At 61.3% G+C, this 18336-nt stretch carries 20 protein-coding genes and 1 pseudogene; 8 read left to right on the top strand and 13 right to left on the bottom strand.

The genetic code is table 11. The features are described from left to right. Positions 1-46 precede the first annotated feature (46 nt). The 3 genes from NK8_RS23340 to NK8_RS23330 are packed head-to-tail and all read left to right on the top strand — an operon-like array spanning position 47 to position 3295. Positions 47-922: a fumarate hydratase gene (locus tag NK8_RS23340; RefSeq protein WP_213231413.1), complete on the top strand. Its 876-nt coding sequence runs from the start codon at positions 47-49 to the stop codon at positions 920-922. A gap of 4 nt (positions 923-926) precedes the next feature. Then, positions 927-1541 carry a fumarate hydratase C-terminal domain-containing protein gene (locus tag NK8_RS23335; RefSeq protein WP_213231411.1) on the top strand — a complete coding sequence of 205 codons (615 nt, stop codon included), beginning with the start codon at positions 927-929 and terminating at the stop codon, positions 1539-1541. Further along, entirely contained in the window at positions 1538-3295 is a 1758-nt protein-coding gene (locus tag NK8_RS23330) for an L-aspartate oxidase (RefSeq protein WP_213231409.1), read from the top strand. The genes NK8_RS23335 and NK8_RS23330 overlap by 4 nt, the downstream gene beginning before the upstream one ends. 39 nt (positions 3296-3334) lie before the next feature. On the opposite strand, the gene NK8_RS23325 is transcribed toward NK8_RS23330, so the two are convergent. The 3 genes from NK8_RS23325 to NK8_RS23315 are packed head-to-tail and all read right to left on the bottom strand — an operon-like array spanning position 3335 to position 6189. Continuing rightward, positions 3335-3913 (bottom strand): HutD family protein, encoded by a 579-nt coding sequence (locus NK8_RS23325; RefSeq protein WP_213231407.1) that lies wholly within the window; start codon positions 3911-3913, stop codon positions 3335-3337. After that, entirely contained in the window at positions 3910-4839 is a 930-nt protein-coding gene (locus NK8_RS23320) for an arginase family protein (RefSeq protein WP_213231405.1), read from the bottom strand. The genes NK8_RS23325 and NK8_RS23320 overlap by 4 nt, the downstream gene beginning before the upstream one ends. Positions 4840-4878: 39 nt before the next feature. Further along, complete coding sequence (locus NK8_RS23315) at positions 4879-6189, bottom strand: MFS transporter (RefSeq protein WP_213231403.1); 1311 nt, start codon at positions 6187-6189, stop codon at positions 4879-4881. Positions 6190-6336: 147 nt separating this feature from the next. Here NK8_RS23315 and NK8_RS23310 point away from each other — a divergent pair, with 147 nt between their 5' ends. Beyond that, entirely contained in the window at positions 6337-7302 is a 966-nt protein-coding gene (locus tag NK8_RS23310; protein ID WP_213231401.1) for a LysR family transcriptional regulator, read from the top strand. Positions 7303-7353: 51 nt separating this feature from the next. On the opposite strand, the gene NK8_RS23305 is transcribed toward NK8_RS23310, so the two are convergent. The 4 genes from NK8_RS23305 to NK8_RS23290 form a co-directional block, all read right to left on the bottom strand. Further along, on the bottom strand, positions 7354-7857 hold the full coding sequence (locus NK8_RS23305; protein ID WP_213231399.1) for a prolyl-tRNA synthetase associated domain-containing protein: 504 nt from the start codon (positions 7855-7857) through the stop codon (positions 7354-7356). 69 nt (positions 7858-7926) lie between these two features. Beyond that, a complete protein-coding gene (locus tag NK8_RS23300) occupies positions 7927-9339 on the bottom strand; it encodes an aspartate ammonia-lyase (RefSeq protein ID WP_213231397.1) in 1413 nt (470 codons plus the stop codon). Continuing rightward, positions 9332-10315 carry a LysR family transcriptional regulator gene (locus NK8_RS23295; RefSeq protein ID WP_213231395.1) on the bottom strand — a complete coding sequence of 328 codons (984 nt, stop codon included), beginning with the start codon at positions 10313-10315 and terminating at the stop codon, positions 9332-9334. The genes NK8_RS23300 and NK8_RS23295 overlap by 8 nt, the downstream gene beginning before the upstream one ends. 68 nt (positions 10316-10383) lie before the next feature. Then, positions 10384-11781 carry an MFS transporter gene (locus NK8_RS23290; protein ID WP_213231393.1) on the bottom strand — a complete coding sequence of 466 codons (1398 nt, stop codon included), beginning with the start codon at positions 11779-11781 and terminating at the stop codon, positions 10384-10386. 372 nt (positions 11782-12153) lie between these two features. Between NK8_RS23290 and NK8_RS23285 the strand changes: the two genes are divergently transcribed. Then, positions 12154-12567 (top strand): nuclear transport factor 2 family protein, encoded by a 414-nt coding sequence (locus NK8_RS23285; RefSeq protein WP_213231391.1) that lies wholly within the window; start codon positions 12154-12156, stop codon positions 12565-12567. A gap of 6 nt (positions 12568-12573) precedes the next feature. Here the strand turns inward: NK8_RS23285 and NK8_RS42865 are convergent, their stop codons facing one another. Together NK8_RS42865 and NK8_RS42860 are read right to left on the bottom strand one after the other, a co-directional pair. Then, positions 12574-12771 carry an alpha/beta fold hydrolase gene (locus NK8_RS42865; RefSeq protein WP_225936400.1) on the bottom strand — a complete coding sequence of 66 codons (198 nt, stop codon included), beginning with the start codon at positions 12769-12771 and terminating at the stop codon, positions 12574-12576. A 93-nt stretch (positions 12772-12864) separates the two neighbouring features. Beyond that, positions 12865-13113 carry a hypothetical protein gene (locus NK8_RS42860; protein WP_225936399.1) on the bottom strand — a complete coding sequence of 83 codons (249 nt, stop codon included), beginning with the start codon at positions 13111-13113 and terminating at the stop codon, positions 12865-12867. Between the two features lie 100 nt (positions 13114-13213). Between NK8_RS42860 and NK8_RS23275 the strand changes: the two are divergent. Continuing rightward, a pseudogene (locus NK8_RS23275) lies at positions 13214-13543 on the top strand (ABC transporter ATP-binding protein); the annotation flags it as partial. Next, complete coding sequence (locus NK8_RS23270; RefSeq protein WP_213231389.1) at positions 13533-14297, top strand: ABC transporter ATP-binding protein; 765 nt, start codon at positions 13533-13535, stop codon at positions 14295-14297. The pseudogene NK8_RS23275 and the gene NK8_RS23270, both read left to right, overlap by 11 nt. Here the strand turns inward: NK8_RS23270 and NK8_RS23265 are convergent. Next, the gene (locus NK8_RS23265; protein ID WP_162068408.1) at positions 14282-14653 is read right to left on the bottom strand and encodes a YciI family protein; all 372 of its coding nucleotides are present in this window, start codon (positions 14651-14653) and stop codon (positions 14282-14284) included. The genes NK8_RS23270 and NK8_RS23265 overlap by 16 nt on opposite strands. 188 nt (positions 14654-14841) lie before the next feature. Here NK8_RS23265 and NK8_RS23260 point away from each other — a divergent pair, with 188 nt between their 5' ends. Further along, positions 14842-15756, top strand: a complete 915-nt coding sequence (locus tag NK8_RS23260) for a dienelactone hydrolase family protein (protein WP_213231386.1) — start codon at positions 14842-14844, stop codon at positions 15754-15756. Between the two features lie 105 nt (positions 15757-15861). On the opposite strand, the gene NK8_RS23255 is transcribed toward NK8_RS23260, so the two are convergent. The 3 genes from NK8_RS23255 to NK8_RS23245 are packed head-to-tail and all read right to left on the bottom strand — an operon-like array spanning position 15862 to position 18242. Continuing rightward, positions 15862-16311, bottom strand: a complete 450-nt coding sequence (locus tag NK8_RS23255; RefSeq protein WP_162068406.1) for a MaoC family dehydratase — start codon at positions 16309-16311, stop codon at positions 15862-15864. Positions 16312-16366: 55 nt separating this feature from the next. Continuing rightward, positions 16367-16981: a TetR/AcrR family transcriptional regulator gene (locus NK8_RS23250; protein ID WP_213231384.1), complete on the bottom strand. Its 615-nt coding sequence runs from the start codon at positions 16979-16981 to the stop codon at positions 16367-16369. Positions 16982-17015: 34 nt separating this feature from the next. Continuing rightward, entirely contained in the window at positions 17016-18242 is a 1227-nt protein-coding gene (locus tag NK8_RS23245) for an MFS transporter (RefSeq protein WP_225936398.1), read from the bottom strand. Positions 18243-18336 lie beyond the last annotated feature (94 nt).

Raw genomic sequence — 18336 nt, 5'->3', positions numbered from 1 at the left:
TCGCCCAAACCCGTACGCCCCATAATCAAAAGTAGGAGACGAGAACATGAAACTCGACCTGAAAGCTGTCGAGGAGGCAGCAAAAGCGCTCTACATCCGCGCGTTGAAGATCCTGCCGCCGGATGTGAAAGCAGGAATCGAGACGCTCTCATCGAATGAGACGTCGTCGGTTGCGCAACGCGTGCTCGGGACGATGAAAACAAACATTCGCGTTGCGGAAGAAACTGAGAACCTGCTTTGCCAGGACACCGGAATTCCGATTTACAACGTGAACATCGGGCGGGATGTCGAGTTCGATGGGTTCGAGGTAAAGGAAGCAATCCGCCGTGGGTGCGAACGGGCGACGAAAGAACATCCGTTGCGCTCATCCGTAGTTCATCCTCTCTCGCGAAAGAACAACCATACGTCGTGCGGCATCGAGGTGCCGGTGATTCATATCGATTTTTCAGCCGAACCGAATCAGGTGTCGCTGGAAATGGTGCCGAAGGGAAGCGGCTCGGAAAACAACTCCTTTCTGAAAATGGCTGTTCCGGCTGAAGGCATCGACGCCATCAAGACTTTCGTGATCGACTGCGTAGTCTCTGCCGGTGGAAAGACCTGTCCGCCGACGATCGTCGGCGTGGGGCTCGGCGGCACATCCGACCTTTCCGTGGCACTCGCCAAGCGCGCGGCGACCCGGGAACTCGGCACCCATTGCGGGGACCCCGAGGGCGCGGCACTCGAAAGAGAGCTGTCTGCTGCGGTCAACAAGCTCGGCATCGGACCGCAGGGCCTGGGTGGTGACAGCACTGCGTTCGCGGTGCATATCGAACTTGCTGCCACACACATCACGATGAATCCGATTGCGGTGAACATGCAGTGCCACTCGGCTCGTCGCGCAAAGGCGGTTTTTTCGAACGACGGCATCTCTTACGGATTCTGACGCCATGGCTCACTACGAACTCGCCACCCCGGTTGACGAAGCCACGATCCGCCAATTGCGCATCAACGACACGGTTACGCTCGAAACAACGCTTTATGGCATCCGCGACGCAACGCAAATTCATCTGTTCGACAAGGGACGAACAACTGACTTCGATCTGCGTGGACACGCGGTCATCCACACGGCTCCGAATGTTCGAAAGGTTCCACCCAGCGCCGAGTATCCGGCAGGCTACCAACCAATCTGCATCGGGACAACGACGTCCGATCGAATGGAGCGCTTCACCCGGCCACTCATGGAACAGTACGGCGTTCGGATGGTCGTCGGGAAGGGCGGCTTACGCGATGGATCGAAAGCGGCCTTCAAACAGCTCGGCGGTGTCTATCTTGCCATCATCGGCGGTACGGCGGCGCTCGAGACGACCTGGATCGAGCGCATCGAAGCAGTCGATCTTGACGATCTCAATCCCGAGTCGCTGTGGCGATTCAAGATCAAGAGCTTTGGCCCCTTGCTCGTCGCGATGGATAGCGAAGGCACCAGTCTATATGACGCCGTCAGGGACGATACCGCCAAGCGTCGAGTTGCTGCGCTGGAAAGCCTCGGAGTGAACGCATCATGAACGTCAAACGAATCCAGACCGATATCCTCATTCTGGGCTCGGGCGGTGCTGGCCTCTTCGCCGCGCTGCACGCGCATCAGAATGCGCCGCAATTGTCGATTACCGTCGCGGTGAAGGGCCTCCTCGGGAAATGTGGCTGTACGCGCATGGTTCAGGGCGGATACAACGTGGCGCTCGCGCCGGGCGACTCCGTCGAACGTCATTTCATGGATACGATCGAAGGCAGCAAGTGGCTTTCGAATCAGGAGCTGGCGTGGACGTTGGTCAGCACGGCGGTCGAACGGGTCCGCGAGCTCGAAAACGAACTGGGCTGCTTCTTCGACCGCAATCCTGATGGGTCGATCCATCAGAAGGCCTTCGCCGGACAAACCTTCGACCGGACCGTCCACAAGGGCGACCTGACGGGCATCGAAATCATCAACCGTCTTGCAGAACAGGTCTGGAGCCGGGGCATCAAACGGCTGGAGGAGCATCGTGCGATCGAACTGATCAAGACGCCCGGGGGAGATGGTCTGGCGGGCGTGCTCATGATCGACATGCGAAGCGGCGAGTTCGTATTCGTGCAAGCCAAGGCGGTTTTGCTGGCGACCGGCGGCGGCCCGACCATGTATAAGTTTCACACGCCGTCCGGTGACAAGAGTTGCGACGGGCTGGCGATGGCGCTGCGTGCGGGGCTGACGCTGCGGGATATGGAGATGGTGCAGTTCCATCCGACCGGGCTTCTCGCAGGAAGCCACACCCGCATGACCGGAACCGTGCTTGAAGAAGGTTTGCGCGGCGCGGGAGGACATCTTCTCAACGGTCAGCATGAGCGCTTCATGCACGCGTACGATTCGCGTGGCGAACGTGCAACCCGCGACATTGTTTCGCGTGGAATCTACTCCGAGATGCGTGCCGGCCGCACGTCGCCCAATGGCGGCGTGTACATCAAGATGAGCCATCTCGGCTCCGAAAAAGTCCGCAAACAATTCAAAGGCATGGTCGAACGCTGCGCCGATTGTGGATTCGACCTGGCAGGCGGCGAAGTCGAAGTCGTGCCGACCGCGCACTACATGATGGGCGGCGTGGTGTTCAAGGCGGATTGCCAGACGGAATTGACCGGGCTGTTTGCCGCGGGCGAGGACACGGGCGGCGTGCATGGGGCCAACCGTCTCGGTGGCAACGGCGTCGCCAATTCGACCGTGTTCGGCGGCATCGCTGGCGACAGCATGGCGCGCTGGGTGCAGACCAATAACGCCTATCGAGCGCCGGATGAGCAATCGATCCTCGCCGCCATCAAAGAGGCGGAGCGCCCGTTCGCCAAGACTGGCAAGGACCTCGAGTCCATCCGCGAGTCGCTGTTTGACTGTATGTGGGAGGATGTCGGCATCATTAGAAGCAAGGAGGGCCTCGTGAAGGCCCGAGACAGCCTCTGCGCGATGCAGGCAAAGCTGATGGATACGGGCGTCGTCGACGGCGATCGCGCGCTGAACGCTCAGTGGCATGACTGGCTGAACCTGAGAAATCTGATCTCCGTCAGCCGCGTCATCACGGAAGCAGCGCTCGCGCGCGACAATTCCCGTGGGGCGCACTTCCGCGAGGACTTCCCGGCGGCGGGAGATCTGGAGTCTTCCACCTATACGACCGTCAGACTTTCAGGAGAGAAAGTGGAGATTGCGAGGCAACCCGTGCAGTTCGTGCTTGTGAAGCCCGGTGAGACGGTGCTGCGGGAGGAAGATGCTGCGGTGCCGGCGTCGCCAGTCCCGGCGACTTGAGATTCGCCAAGATCCTGCTTCGGGTCGGATTCCGGCAGATCAATCGAGCGGAGAGAAATCGACGAGAAACGCTACCGAGTCGCTCGCCGTTGCGATAGTCGCTGCGCCAGTCGGATCGATGAAATGCGACTCGTCGAGTACAAGCGTATTTCCGTCATCAAACACGACGCATGCGGACCCCTGCGCCACGAAGAGCAGGCGGCACGTCGAAACCGGCACGGTGCGGGGACCATCGACGATCCTCAACTCCGCGACGCCGGCGTCGCGACTGACCATGACATTGAAATCCAGAACAGGTCCGTCGAGCAAGCGGCCGCGTAGTTGTCGTTCTCCCGCGAACGCGAGCGACGAGAATCGGCCGGCGACCGTCTGCCAGACTGCGCCGTCCGATTGATCGATCAGGTCCATGCCCGAACCCCGCAGGATCGCTACGATTCTATCGATACCGGGATAAACCGAGAACGCATCATCGGCATTCACATCGGCGACGCTCACGCGCAGCACGAAGTCATCGGGATCATTTTGCGCGGGGACTCTGAGCAACTCGCGTGTCGTGCCCTTGCCGTTTTTCCATCGTGTCGTCGGGACGTCGGCGAGGTGCCGCCGCGTCGTACTCATGAAGCCATGCGGCGCGCGTGCTGACCGATCACGTTGGTCAGGAGACGCACGATTGTCAGCGCGGTCATGTCCCGCACGTCGAGCGCGGGATGATGCTCGACGAAATCGATGCCCGCGAATTGCGCCTTCATGCAGAGATACCTGAGAATGCCGCGCGCCTCATGAAAGCTCAGCCCGCCGGGCAAGGGCGCGATCACGCCTGGCGCGATCGCCGGATCGAGTCCGTCGACATCGAAGGTCACGAACCACGGCGCATCGTTGACCAGATGCTTCGTGACGGCACCGATGCCCTCGTCGTGCACGACCTCCGCCGGCACCAGCACGTTGCCCGAGCGCAGCGCGTCCTCGACATCGCTTGCGCGTGCGCTGCCGCTGCCGCGCAAGCCGACTTGCACGATGCGTTTGACGAACGGCATTTCGCGGATGCGCCGGATCGGGCTCGAATAGCCGTGGCGCTCGCCGTTCACTTCGTCGCGGAAATCGAGGTGTGCATCGAACTGCAGCACGTTGAGCGGGCCGCGCGATTCATAGGCGCGCACGCAAAGCGGCGGAATCGAATCGTCACCGCCGAGCACGATCGGGATCGCGCCGCGCGTGAGCAGCGCAGCGACCGCCGATGTCACCGCCGCCGCGTTGCGCGCGACGTCGAGTGTGCCGGGCACGTTACCGCAGTCGACGCCTGTCGCGCCCGAGTCGCCGAACAGCGTGCCTTGCAGATCGAAATCGAAGTGGCCGGTTTGCCGACCGTAACGAAAGCTGCGTTCGCGGATCTTGTCGGGCGCGTTCGAGACATCGCAATGAAGCAGCGCCGGGCTGTAGGGAATGCCGTAGGGCGCGCCGAGCACGGCGAAGGTCGCGTCGACCTTGCTCAAATCCGGCTCGGCGGGAAAGGCGAGAAACGGCGTTTTCGGTGAATCGCAAAGCATGGAAACCTCGATGAGAAAGACGAATGCGCGAACCGTGCGTCAGTCGGCGATGACGTGGTCCAGCACGCCGGAGCGAATCGGCCCGAGCGCGAAGATATAGATGAGGCACCCGACGATCGCGACGATCGATGCCGACACGAGACCCGGCGTGAACGACCCCGTCGCGTCCTTCAGGAAACCGATGACGGCGGGACTCGCGATGCCAGCCAGATTCGCGACGCAGTTCTGGAAACCCGCGACCGTGCCGGCCACCGAGCGCTCGCCGCGCGTGGAGACGTCGGCGGGCAGCGCGAGAATGCTCGACGTCGCGACGGAGACACCGAAGAACGCGATCGACAGAAGCAGCAGCGCGAGCCAGGCCTGCGTGACGATTCCGGCGAGACCGATCGTCGCGCTCAACGCCATGCCCACGACGATGCAGGCCTTGCGCGCAAAGTTCAGGCCATAGTGGCTCGCGGCGATGCGATCCGAGATCCAGCCGCCGAACCACGAGCCGACGAGTCCAGCGAGGCCCGGCAGGATGCCGTAGATACCGAGCTGGAGCAGGGTGAAGCCGCGCTCCTTGACGAGATAGGTCGGATACCAGGTGATGAAAAAGTAGATCACGTAGCCCTGGCAGGCGAAGCCCAGTGACATTGCCCAGACGACGCGGGACGTAAAGAGCCGGCCCCACTTGATGCGCGCGGCGGGCTTCTTGGTGGCGGGCGCGCCTTCTTCGATGTGCTTTGCTTCGGCTTCGTTGACGAAGCGGCTTTGCGAGGGAAATTCGCTGGCCACGAAGAGCCACACGACGACCCACACGAGTCCGACCGCGCCCGTGAAGATGAACGACGCCTTCCAGCCGTAGGCCGTGATGATCGCAGTGCAGATAGGCAGCGCGATGAGGGTGCCGCCGCGCGCGCCGCAGTCGTAGATGCCGGAGGCGAGGCCGCGCTCGGTCGGCGGAAACCAGCGTTCGACGAACTTCGTGGCGGCCGGGAAGGCCCCGGCTTCGCCCACGCCGAGCAGGAACCGCAGGCCGAGCAGCGAGGCCGCGCCGCGCGCGAGACCCGTCGCCATGGTGAACACCGACCACCACACGACCGCGGCGGCGAACACAGCCTTTGCGCCCAGCCGGTCGACGAGCATGCCGGCCGGAATCTGAAACGCCGCATAGGTCCAGAAGAACGCGCCGAGAATCAGCCCCGACTCTCCCGACGACAGATGCAGTTCCGTGTTCATGTACGGCAGGGCGACTGCAAGATTCGCGCGATCCATGTAATTGGTGACGATCGCGAGAAACGCGAGGAACACCATGAACCATCTGAATTTCGTGGGCTTTTCGGCCTGTGCGATCGCTGTCGTTTGCATTGTCGTCTCCGCGGCTCCTGGCGAGCCCGTGTCATCCGTGTGTGCTTACAATTTCAGCGAAAAATCCGTTTGTGCGCCAATACATCTTTGAACGCGAGTCCATAACCGTGGGTTATGCTTTTGGATTGCGCGCATTCCGGAGACGACATGGCCAGGCAGACGCTCAACTACCATCAGGTCCAGTTGCTCTACGAGGTCGTCCGATGCAGGACGCTTACCGCGGCCGCGCAGAACATGCATATCTCGCAGCCCGCCGTGACCAAGCAGCTCAAAGCGCTGGAAGAAAGCCTGGGCGTGAGGCTCTTCAAGCGCGAGAAGGGCCGGTTGCTGCCTACGGCCGAGGCAATCCTGCTATTCGAGCAAACCGAGCGCACCAATGCCAGCTTGCGCGCCCTGAACGAACTTGCCGACGGATTGCGCACTGGCACGCTCGGGCGCCTGAGCATCTGCGCCTATCCGGCGATAACGGAACGTCTGCTGCCCGAAGCCATCGCGGCATTCCAGGCGCGCTTTCCCAAGGTCTTCGTGGAAGTCGCCATCGAGAACGCGGAGAAGATGCTGGATCTGGTCGAGAGCCAGCAGGTCGATCTGGGCATCTGCACGCCGTTCCGGGAGATGAGAAATGTCATCGAGCAACACTTGCTCGATTCCACAATCGTCTGCGCAATGCCTTCCGATGATCCGCTTGCGAATCGGCGCATGGTGCGAATCGCCGATCTTCACGACGTTGCCCTGACGACCGTGGGAGCGCTCGAAAGCATTCCTGAATTGCAGGCGCTGCTCGCATCGGCCGAGACCGGCGCGATGATTCATGCGCGCGTGTCCAGTTCCGCGCTGGCATGCCGCATGGTGCAGTTGACCGGAGGCCGTGCGATCGTCGAGAGTCTGACGGTGGCATCGATCGATGTGAGCGGGCTCGCGTTCGTACCGCTCGAACTGATCCCGCCGCGCACTATCGCAATGCTGCGCCCGTCGTTGCGACCGGGCAGTTCTTTTACCGACGCGTTTTGCGCGATCATCGCGGAGCAGGCGCGAGGCCTTGGCGCTGTCATGGCGCAACAAGGCGGGCTGCACGGCAGACGCGCAAGCGTTAAACGCTCGCAGGTATTGTGACGACCGGCCGGCGCACACGAGTTGATGCCAGAGAGTCCGCGAGCGCGAGGTTCATGCATGCGCCCGGCTAGCCAGTTCCGTCCATTCGATGCGATGACCGATGCCGGCCACGAAGGCTTCCAACGCATGCTTCGACAGGGCGACGCTGGCACTGTTCTCAAGCGGGTGGAAGAGAAACGTCGACTCGCGGATCAGATCCGAGTCGAGAATAAGACGAACACGTCTGGCTGTGTCGTTGACCAGCGCCAGTGGACTCAGGGAACCCGCGCGGATTCCCATCAACTCGAAAAGCTTGTCGGAAGAAGCGAAGGAGAGCCGCTTGCTGCCAAGCGTTTCCGCTATCCCAGCAAGGTCGAGTGCCTTCGCGGCCTTCGTCACGACAAGGAAGTAGTGGCCTGTCTTGTCCTGAAGCAGCAGGTTTTTGCAACGCGCGCCTTTCAGCGAGAGTGTCAGCTTCCCCGATTCGGCCATGTTCAGCACCGGATCGTGCTCCTCACAGGAGAACGGAATCTCCCATTCGTCCAGGCGTTTAAGTAGTTCGTCTTTGCCAGGCATGCTGTCGTTCAATTCTCTTTACAGGAGGGCCGCCCGCGTTCGCTCGGGTGACCCGCGTGGCTCGCCCGCTCAAGCTTCGAACACGGGATAGGAAGCCTTGCGAATCGCCGCCATCGTGGCGTCCGACGAAAGCAATCCAGACTCGTCGAGAATGGTCACGAGAGAGCGGCCTTCCGCAACGGACTGACGTGCAAGCTTGCTCACACGGGCGTATCCGATCTTCGGAACCAGCGCGGTTGCAACCGCCATCGACTCGATCAGATGCTTCTCGTTGCGTTCGACGTCTGCCTGAATGCCCTTCACGCATTTCTCGGCGAACCGGCGGATGCCATTCGTAAGCAGGGCGATGCTGTCGAACACGCGCGACGCGACCACGGGTTCGAAGTGATTGATCTCCAGTTCGCCATACTGCACGGCCTGCGCGACGGCGACGTCGTTTCCGACGACCGCGAAGCTCAACTGAATCATGGCCATCGGCAGTACGGGATTCACCTTGCCCGGCATGATCGATGAACCGGCCTGTGCCTCCGGCAGCTTCAGTTCGCCCAAACCGCCGACGGGGCCGGACGACAGAACCGTCAGGTCGGACGCGATTTTTGCGAGCGAGACCGCCGTGGTACGCAGTTCAGCCGACACGCGGGAAAACACGTCCATGTTCTGCATCGCATCGAACGGGTTTTTTGGCGCCTGATACTTCACGCCAGTGACGCTGCCAAGGTGCACGTAGACGGCGGCGCGATAACCCGCCGGAGCACCGAAGCCGGTTCCAATAGCGGTGCCGCCTAGCGGGAGTGTGCGGAGCTTGTCGCGAACCGCGGCAAGTTCTTCCGCCAGACGCTCGGTCAGCGCCGCATAGCCTCCGAACAACTGGCCCAGGCGCATCGGCTGGCCGTCCTGCAGGCAAGTGCGACCGAGATGAAGAACATCCGCGAACTCGGCGGCCTTGCCATCGAACAGAGCGGCGAGTCGAGCGACTTGCGCGATCAGCGGTCCGAGCATCGCATGGGTTGCGATCTTCAACGCTGCGGGATAAGCGTCGTTCGTCGACTGGGAGGCGTTCACGTGATCGTTGGGGTGAACAGCCTCATAGCTTCCCGCCGCGTGCCCCATGATCTGCTGGGCGCGGTTTGCAATGACTTCGTTGAAGTTCATGTTGGTCGAAGTCCCCCCCGATCCTTCCATGAGGTCGACCACGAGCGACGCGTCGCAGCGTCCTGCAATGACGTCCTTGCACGCCTGCACGATCGCTTCACATTGCGCTTTGCTGATCACGTCGTTATCGAGGTTGGCCAGAGCGGCGGCCCACTTGACTTGCGCGAACCCGTCCCGGAACGCCGGGTAGTGAGCGACGCCGATCGGCGACACCGTGAGATTCTCGACACCACGGACGGTGTTGACACCATAGAGCTTGTCGCCCGGAATACTGACTTCGCCAACGTAGTCGCGTTCGATTCGCTGCTCGCCCAAACCAAGCTCATTCATGATTGATCCTTTCGCCAACGGTAATAAGTGTCTCTATGTTTCCGCCGAGCGCTTTCAGCCTCGACAAGAATGACGATTCGATAACATCGCGTGCCGTATCGCACGCGTCATCGAAGAATGCGTTGTATTCATCGCGTCGCGCCACCAGATAAAGCGAACGCTCCAGCCCCATCTTCTCCACGACGTGCGTGGTCACCCGTCCGGCATGTGTCACGGCCTGGAGAAGACACATGGGAGATGTGATCGCCCATCCGATTCCTTCCGCGACCATCGAAGTCAGCGCATCGGCGTTGTCGAGTTCGAGCCGGTTCGGAGCGCGTACCTCGATGCGCCGCAAGTACCGCTCGATCTGCATTCCCACCTGAGAGGTCCGGTTGAACCTCACAATGGGCAAGCTGTTCGCCAGGGCGCGCAAATCCTCCAGCGTCCTGACCGGCTTCCTCAGATCCTTGGGCGTTACGACGAAGTAGCGCTCCGAGAAGAGCCGATACCGGACCACGTCATTCGCATCGATCAATGGGTCGCTCGTGACGATCAGGTCCAGATCCCGACGCAGAAGCGCCTCGCCCTGCTGCGGACTCAATCCTGTACGTATCGACAGCTGCGACACCTTGCTCAAAAGATTCTTGGTAAAGATCGACCCGCAGGTGGAAGCGAACGAGTCGACCAGCCCGATACGCAAATCTGGTTTGATACCTTGTCCTGCTTCGACCACTTGCGCCTTCAGATTCGCAATTTCCTCGCTCAACACGGCGCCACGGTTGCGAAGCGCGATGCCGAATGGAGTCAACGCGAGCGGCCGGGTCGTACGGTTCACCAGCACGACGCCCAACTCGTCTTCGAGTTGTCGGATGATCTGCGATACCCCTGATTGGGATATGCCCATCCTGGTTGCTGCCGCGGACATGCTTCCTTCTTCCGCGACGGCGACGAAGACCTGTACTGCGTGCATATCGATCGGCTTGTTCGGCGGCATGACCCGTTTCCTTGCATTGAGCATCGACTTATCGACACGCGCCCGATCGCCGGCATCCCGATGGCAAGTCAGATCCGCGTCTTGGGATGACTGGCTGCTACGGCCGCGACAGTCGCTTCATGACGCGGCGCATCCTGAGACCGGTCGTCGTCGGCGTTGCTGGATGAAACGTCAGAGAGATTCTCGGTGCCGGTTTCGGGCGCCATCACGTGACAGAACACGCCACCGAAGAGCAGCACCGCCACGCAAACGCCCAGAGCCGAGTGAATGCCGACATGTTGAACCGCTATCGGCAACAGGAATGTGCTGATGGCCGAACCGAAGCGACTCGATGCAACAGCCAGGCCGACGCCGGATGCTCGCAGATGAGTGGGAAACAGCTCGGGCGGATAGACGAACTCGAGATTGGCTGCAGCCGAGAGAATGCAGGCGAAAACGCCGAACGCGAGCATCGTACCGATGGGCCCGAAGCTGGCGTAGGCGAGCACGGCCAGACCGAGCGCGGCAAGATAGAAGGTACCGATGAGAAAGGTACGGCGCGAGATCCTGTCGATCAGCAGCAGACCGATGATGGCGCCCGCGAACAGCAGGACGTTGTAGACGAGGCCGCCGACGAATTTGTCTTTGACCTGCAGCGCTTCGAGCACCTTCGGCGCAAAGGTTCCCAATGCAAAGTAAGGAATGACCTGGCACGTGTAAAAGACGCATCCGACGAGCGTGTTCCTGCGCCAGCGCGGCGAGAACAGCTCCGACCACGCGCCTCGACGTTGCTGAGGCGAAGCGCCCGGCGTCGACAGCATGACTTTGGGACCGAACTTGCGATGGACGATCGCCAGTGCTTCGTCGCCACGACCACGCTTCATCAGCCACATCGGGGACTCGGGCACCATGAGACGGAACGGAAGAATCAACAGGGCGGGAATGCCGCTCGCCGCGAGCATGATGCGCCAGGCGTCGGGGCCGATATCGCGCATCGCAAAGCCAGCGAGGTAAGCGCCGACATAGCCTGCTGCCCAGGCCGCCGCAAGCACGCTAAGCAGGCGTCCGCGATAGCGTCGGGGTGAGTACTCGGTGACCAGAGACTTGCTGACAACGTAATCGGCGCCGAGGATGAGGCCAAGAACAAGGCGCAAAACGAGCAGTTGAGCAGGGGACGTGACGAAGTACTGGGCGGCTGAAACGACTGCGAAGAGCAGCATGTCGAATGCGAAAATCGTCCGGCGGCCGTATTTATCGGCGATGGGACCCGCGAACATGCTGCCGAAGAACAGACCGGCCAGCGATGCCGCGCCGAGCAGTCCCATCCACAGCGCATCGAGATGCAGCGGACCCGCTGCCATGCTCACGGCAATGCCGATGATGCCAAGCACGAAGCCATCGCTGAACTGGCCACCCGTTCCGCTGAACGCGACGCCTACGTGGAATGGGCGAAGCGGTAGATCTTCGAGTAATACCTGTTTGCTCACAATCGTCTCCTATCTCTCGTTCCTGGTGCCTGGTTCGAATGAGCACCTCGAGAAACAGTCTATGTTGACGAATTCAAGAAAACAGCATGTCAGACGGCAGTATCAAGATTTCTAATACTACCTCGAAGCGCGCCTGAACGAAATGTTAGGCATGCCGTTCGTGCCAGTCTTTCGACCACTAAAGAATAGCCCTGACAGTTCCAGACTACGGAACAGGATGGTCGGACGAATTGACCCGGACGCGCGGGCAAATCATGCTAAAGGAAGCGACTCGGCCGCACGTGCTGGCGCGTGGAAATTACGCTGCGCGGTCTCCACGCGTTTGCCGAGCGTGATGATGAAAAATCGCTGAACTGATAAAGAGGCGACTCCATGCACAAGAGCACCGATGTGGCCCGGTCCGCGCTCGCCGTCGTACAGGCTTCGTGGAATTTGTCTGCGCGCAACTGGGATGTGGATGCGCTGACGGCGGTCTATACGGACGACGCTCTGTTCTTCGGCGGACGGCCTGGACATGCCGTCGGCCCGCGCGCGATTCGCGAATATTTTGCTTCGTATGAAGGCGTGATCGAATCGGCTACGCTGGAACTCGTGGAGCAGCATTTCATCCCTGTCACGGATGACTGTTTTCTGGCCCAAGGCTTTGGTGAGTTCTTGTTCGTGCTCGGCGGAAGTCGCGTGTCGCGCTCCCGGCTGCGAACGACGCTCCTCATCGTGCGGCAGCAGAATGAGTGGAAGATCCGCCAGCACCACTTTTCAGCCTCTCCCGAGTCGCCTCCTATCTGAACTCGCTTACGTCGATCCGGCGGGCTTCGCGGAGCCGCCCGGCCGTGCGAGAAAATCGATGGCCGCGTTGCCGAACAGATCGTTGCGGTCCCCGGCCACCATATGGCCTGCCTGCGCGATGTTCACGTACTCCGCATGGGGGCAGAGTTCAATGAACTCCCGCACGCCGGCCTCGCTGACGACATCCGAGCTACCGCCCCGCACGAGCAGCGTCGGCAGTGCCAGGCCTCTCGCGGCGTCGGCGAGACGCGCGTGCCGCGCGTGAGGATCGATTGGCCGGGCGAGAAAATTCGGGTCTTAGTGCCAGCGATAGCGATAGCGATAGCGATAGCGATAGCGATAGCGGCCATCGTTGTCGAGCCGTACGTTTTTCGCCAGGCCGCCGAGGTTGCGCCGCCGCGATTGCGATGGCCGATAGACGGCAATTGCATCAGCGACTTCACCGTCGGGATGGCCCCACGTATCGCCGGCTAACCGGACGCCGTCGGAACCTTGCCAGGTATGCAGCGGCTTCGGTATGCCAGACGCAGAGCTTGCGCTTTTCATCAGGAATCCTCTGATCGCGGGTGGAATGCGGCGCACGATGGCCGTGCAACTGGCGGCAGCTTGCCAGCTTGAAACTTCGCCCGGCGAAGGCGGCGTGTACATCGCCGGGACTTTGCCGCACGGTCTGCAACGGCTCGTCAGCATTGCCATCGCATTCGCAGCGCGGCCGCGCATCCTGTGTCTCGACGAACCGCTCACCGGTCTGAATCAGACCGAAGTCGCCGCGACGCTCGACGTGTTCGAGCGCATCCGCGGCGAGTACGGCAGTTCGGTGCTGCTCGTCGAGCACAACATGAAAGCGGTGATGCAGGTCTGCGACCGCATCGTCGTGCTGCATCACGGGCGCATGCTGGCGACGGGAACGCCGCAGGACATTCGCCGCGACCCGCGCGTGATCGAAGCGTATCTCGGAGCCGGCCATGAGAATTGAAAGCAGAAGTGACGATATCGCGCTGGACGTGTCCGGCGTGTCGATCAGCTACGGCGTGGTGCCTGCCGTGCGCGGCGCGAGTTTTCAGGTGCGCAGCGGACAGATCGTGACGCTGATCGGCGCGAACGGCGCGGGCAAGTCGACGCTGATGAAATACGTGGCGGGCCTCATCACGGCGCAGGCGGGCAGCATGACGCTGAACGGGGAGGGGATGGACGCGGCGTCGGCGGATATACGGGTGCGGCGGGGACTATGTCTGGTGCCGGAAGGAAGACGTCTCTTCGGCAGCATGACGGTCCGCGAGAACCTGGAACTGGGTGCGTATTGCCGCAACGACGCACGTGCTGTGAGCGCCGATCTGGAACGCTGTCTCGCCTACTTTCCCGATCTCGTTGCAAAGCTCGGCGCGCCCGCCGGCACGCTGAGCGGCGGGCAGCAGCAGATGGTGGCGGTCGCGCGCGCGCTGATGGCCGCACCGCGCTTGCTGCTCCTCGACGAACCGACCATCGCCCTCGCGCCCTCTGTGGTCGAGAAGATCGCGCAGGTCATTCATCTGATCCGCGACACCGGACTCGTCGCTGCGAAGTTATGGACGTGGATGTTTTCCTGGCCCGGGAGTGTCGAGCTTCTCAGGCAGATGCCGGCCCGCGGCGGACGTCAGCGCGATGCCCCCGACGCGGCGCGGCTGTCGGTGGTGAAAGGAACGCCAACGCCTTCTGGAGCACGGCGTCCAAATCCTCATCGGGCCAGATAGAAATCCAGGGGGATGAGCTCCACGGCCCATCCGCCTTCTTCGCCCAGTGTGGCAGCCGGGTGCATGGACGCGATGCGCAACGCCTCGTCAGGGCTATCCGCCTCGATGATGAACAGGCCACCCACGACTTCCTTCGACTCGGTGTAAGGTCCATCGGTGACACGCGTCTCTCCAGTGCGCGTGCGAAGCGTTTTCCATTTGTCCAGATCGCCAAGCGAGGCGGAAATCAGAACCTTGCCGGTAGCGCGCATCTTCTCGTCCAATGCCGGGCATTGGCTTACCAGTTCCTTGATGTCGTCCGGAGCCATCGCGGCGAATTTTTCGGGGGTGAAGTAGGCCAGGCCGAGGTATTTCATGGGAGATCCTTTTTGAATGGGGTTCACTGACGACGAATCAGATGATCGGAAATCGACAATGCTCCAGCTAGTTTTTTGCAGGTCTCGCCGGCCTGTCCGCTCTGGGTCCGCAATACGACACCGCGTTGCAGTCTGAGCAGGCCTCGCGTTACGCTCCCCTGACGTCATTTCTTTGATCGAGGTGAGAAGTGAAGCGTGACTGGATCGCTCGTCTGAGCCGTTTCACGACACTCATCATATTGATTGGCTTCGTGGCCGGATGTGCATCGACCGTCAATGAGGCCGAGCCCCTTGCTCTCGACGTCCATGAGACCATCGTCAAGATCCCGCTGAAAGAGCACGGAATAGTTGGCGATCATGTACGCGACATCGTGGCTACCACCTACATGCCCGACGGCACTGGCCCCTTTCCGCTGATCGTCCTGAGTCATGGTAGTCCGCCTGATCCGAGAGATCGGCCGAAGATCGGCCGCTTTCGCAAGTTGCCACAAATACGGACGTTCGTCAGTCTTGGCTTTGCTGTCATCGTGCCGATCCGACGTGGCTATGGGGCGACGGGAGGCACCGACGAGGAGGAGATCCGCTCTTGCCGGAATCCCGATTACATGGATGCCGGCAAGGAAGCAGCGAAGGACGTGCTTGCGGCTGTCACGTACGCGCAGAACTTGCCCCAAGTGGATCGAAACCGGGTTGTTCTGGTGGGGCAATCGGCGGGCGGGTTTGCTTCTCTGGCGGCCGCCAGCCATGCACCGGAAGGATTGGTTGCGGTCGTCAACTTCTCGGGTGGTCGAGGAGGAGACCCGCTGAAACATCCAGGCATGCCGTGCGATCCGCAGCAGATGGCCGACACCATCGCGCATTTTGCATCGACGACCCGCGTTCCCGTTCTCTGGCATTACGTTCAGAACGACCAGTACTTTTCACCTGAAGTCGTCAGGACATGGTTTGCGGCCTTTCGGGCGGCAGGCGGTCAGGGGCAGCTGATCATCGAACCGCCCTTTGGCAGCAACGGTCACGGCATGTTCAATGTCGACCGGTCAATTCCGATCTGGTCGCCACACTTCCAGCAATTCGTCGCGCCGCTCGTATCGATGGAGCACTGAATCTGACGCAATCGATGACGAATTTGAGCGCGCATGACAGGCACCGGATCAACCGGAACGCGATTCCTGGACGTGGCATCTAAACATCTCGGCCGGTGCGAAACATCACCTCGGCACCTTCAACGGCATGGTGTAAGTCGTTGCAGTTCCGCTGAGGCAGACTTCGCCCCGCTGATTGACGACGGAAACTTCGACGTTGCAGATAGGCTTGTCCTCGCGCACTGACTTCACTTCGACGCGACCGGTCACTGTGTCACCCACCAGCACGCCCTTGGAGAACTTGAGCTCCATGCCGAGAAACACGGTGCCGGGCCCGGGCAAAGCTTCCGCGACGATGGCGTTGAGCATGCCGGACGTGACGCCGCCTTGCACGATCAAACCGCCGAAAGGAGACTGTTTCGCGAGTTCTTCGTCGTAGTGCAGGGGATTGCGGTCGCCCGTGATTTCCGTGAACAATTCGATGTCGCGCATGCTCATCGTTTTCTGACGCTCCGCACTCGATCCCGCCGCGGGCATGCCGTTGAGGGTATTGCTCCAGCCGTTGTCTGCGCTCATACCATCTCCTCGATGCTGTTCGTGTGATTACTCAACCAAGCCACCCGTGCTGCGCTCATCGTTTGGCGGGATGCTGTGTCAGTTGCGCGAGGAATGCAGCGCTCGCGTCATCGAGCGGCTCTCTTGACTTCTCGAGCTTCGAGCACATCACCGCGCCTTCCCACGCATTCCAGAAGTATCGCGAGAGCGCGGCGGTGTCCGCATCCGCGCGAATCTCGCCACTTGCCTTGCCTTCCTCCAGACATTCGCGGATCCGTCGGCGCCAGTCTTGCAGAACGTCCATGAGCGCCTTGCGGAAGGTCTCGTCCAGTGCGGCCAGTTCCTGGCTCAGATTGCCCACGAGGCAACCGCGCTTGAACTTGTGCCGCTGCATGCCGATCGCGGCATCTTCCGTGAACGCCTTGATGCGTTCGAGCGGGGAGAGGCTCGCGTCTTTCAGATGCATGTCGAGCTTCTTCGCGAAGTACTCGTGATAAGCCTGAATGACTTCGAGGCAATATGCGTCCTTGTTGTTGAAGTAATAGTGAAACGAACCTTTCGGCACGCCCGCGAGCGCGACGAGCTCATCGAGCGAGAAGTTGTGGAAACCCTTCTCGGTCAGGATCGCGACACCGAGCCGGATCAGCTCGGAGCGGCGACCACCTTCTTTCTTGTTTGAAATCGTTGCCATTGATGTGACGTCCTTCGGATGATTGAGACGCTTTCTACCAGCGCGGCTGTTTCTTCAAAAGCGGGCTCATTGCGATCAGGCCGAACAGCGGGCCCGGAAGCAGGAGCAGCGAACTCCACGCGCCCAATGAGTGATACACACTCGTGGCCGAAAAGATCGAACAGGCCGAGATGAAGAAACCGAGGCTATTCTGAATCGTTAGCGCACCGCCGACCAGTTCGGGCGGACAGGCGCGCACGGACAGCGCGGAAAACTGCGGCGAGTCGGCGACCACGCTCACGCCCCAGAAGAGCAGCACCGCGAGTTGCGCGTACCCGGCCGTTCTGTCGGCAAGAAACGGATACAGCAGGCAGATCGATCCCGACATGAGGAGCGCGATGAACGCCGCGCGCGCACTGCCGAATCGCTTGCTGAAAGCGCCACCCGCGACACAACCCAACGCGCCGATACCGATGACCGCAAAGGACCACAGCGCAATGTCGCGCGTGGATGCCGTCGTGTCCGCCTGCAACGCGTGAGCGACCAGCAGCGGCACGAGTGTCCAGAAGGCGTAGAGCTCCCACATGTGACCGAAGTATCCGAAAGCCGCAGCGCGAAATTCGCGCGAACGAAACACCGAGCGCGCGTTGCTCACGCCTGCGTTCGATTTTGTGCGGCGCGCGTACGGTCCTTCGCCGAGCGTGAGCACCATCGCCGCGCCGATCATGGCCAGCAGCGACGACGTGAGGACCACGGTCTGCCACGGCACGGCATCGAACGCGCCGCGTATCGCGTGCACCGAAGCCGTACCGAGCGTCAGCATGGCGACGAGCCATGCGAGCGTCTGCGCGGCCCGCGCGGGCGCCCACGTCACGAGCAGCTTCATGCCTAGAGGATAGATGCCGGCCAGCGCGACGCCGACACCGAAGCGGAACACCACCGCCGATGCGAAGCCCGCGCTGCACAATGCGAAGAGCGCATTCAGCACCGCGCCGAGCAAACCGCAGGCGGCGAAGACGCGGCTCGTCGGCAGCCGGTCCGCGATTCCCGTGAAGGCCGAAATCAATGTTCCGGCGATGAATCCGGCCTGCACAGAGTTCGTGAGCCATCCCATTCCCGACGCAGTGAGGTGCCACGACATCTGCAGGTCATGCATGGCCGCGTTCGCGCTGAACCACAGCGATGTGCCGAACAGCTGCGCGAGCGCGATCACCGCTATCGCCCGATTGGCGCGTGACGCCGCCAGCACTTCCGTTCGATCTGCGCCCAGCCCAGTGCTCACTTGAAGTCTCCTCAAAGGTCGCGTCGATTGCCTGTCGAGCCGCGTCGGTACTTTCCCGCAACCACTATAGGTTTTTGTAGACGACCAGTCAACT

The organism is Caballeronia sp. NK8 (assembly GCF_018408855.1).
GTDB lineage: Bacteria > Pseudomonadota > Gammaproteobacteria > Burkholderiales > Burkholderiaceae > Caballeronia.
This window is presented reverse-complemented; position numbering and strand designations above follow the sequence as displayed.

Excerpts from the sequence above, each read along its gene's own strand:
- NK8_RS23340 (WP_213231413.1), top strand. The coding sequence starts at position 47 with ATGAAACTCGACCTGAAAGCTGTCGAGGAGGCAGCAAAAGCGCTCTAC.
- NK8_RS23335 (WP_213231411.1), top strand. The coding sequence starts at position 927 with ATGGCTCACTACGAACTCGCCACCCCGGTTGACGAAGCCACGATCCGC.
- NK8_RS23330 (WP_213231409.1), top strand. The coding sequence starts at position 1,538 with ATGAACGTCAAACGAATCCAGACCGATATCCTCATTCTGGGCTCGGGC.
- NK8_RS23325 (WP_213231407.1), bottom strand. The coding sequence starts at position 3,913 with ATGAGTACGACGCGGCGGCACCTCGCCGACGTCCCGACGACACGATGG.
- NK8_RS23320 (WP_213231405.1), bottom strand. The coding sequence starts at position 4,839 with ATGCTTTGCGATTCACCGAAAACGCCGTTTCTCGCCTTTCCCGCCGAG.
- NK8_RS23315 (WP_213231403.1), bottom strand. The coding sequence starts at position 6,189 with ATGCAAACGACAGCGATCGCACAGGCCGAAAAGCCCACGAAATTCAGA.
- NK8_RS23310 (WP_213231401.1), top strand. The coding sequence starts at position 6,337 with ATGGCCAGGCAGACGCTCAACTACCATCAGGTCCAGTTGCTCTACGAG.
- NK8_RS23305 (WP_213231399.1), bottom strand. The coding sequence starts at position 7,857 with ATGCCTGGCAAAGACGAACTACTTAAACGCCTGGACGAATGGGAGATT.
- NK8_RS23300 (WP_213231397.1), bottom strand. The coding sequence starts at position 9,339 with ATGAATGAGCTTGGTTTGGGCGAGCAGCGAATCGAACGCGACTACGTT.
- NK8_RS23295 (WP_213231395.1), bottom strand. The coding sequence starts at position 10,315 with ATGCCGCCGAACAAGCCGATCGATATGCACGCAGTACAGGTCTTCGTC.
- NK8_RS23285 (WP_213231391.1), top strand. The coding sequence starts at position 12,154 with ATGCACAAGAGCACCGATGTGGCCCGGTCCGCGCTCGCCGTCGTACAG.
- NK8_RS42860 (WP_225936399.1), bottom strand. The coding sequence starts at position 13,113 with ATGAAAAGCGCAAGCTCTGCGTCTGGCATACCGAAGCCGCTGCATACC.
- NK8_RS23270 (WP_213231389.1), top strand. The coding sequence starts at position 13,533 with ATGAGAATTGAAAGCAGAAGTGACGATATCGCGCTGGACGTGTCCGGC.
- NK8_RS23265 (WP_162068408.1), bottom strand. The coding sequence starts at position 14,653 with ATGAAATACCTCGGCCTGGCCTACTTCACCCCCGAAAAATTCGCCGCG.
- NK8_RS23255 (WP_162068406.1), bottom strand. The coding sequence starts at position 16,311 with ATGAGCGCAGACAACGGCTGGAGCAATACCCTCAACGGCATGCCCGCG.
- NK8_RS23250 (WP_213231384.1), bottom strand. The coding sequence starts at position 16,981 with ATGGCAACGATTTCAAACAAGAAAGAAGGTGGTCGCCGCTCCGAGCTG.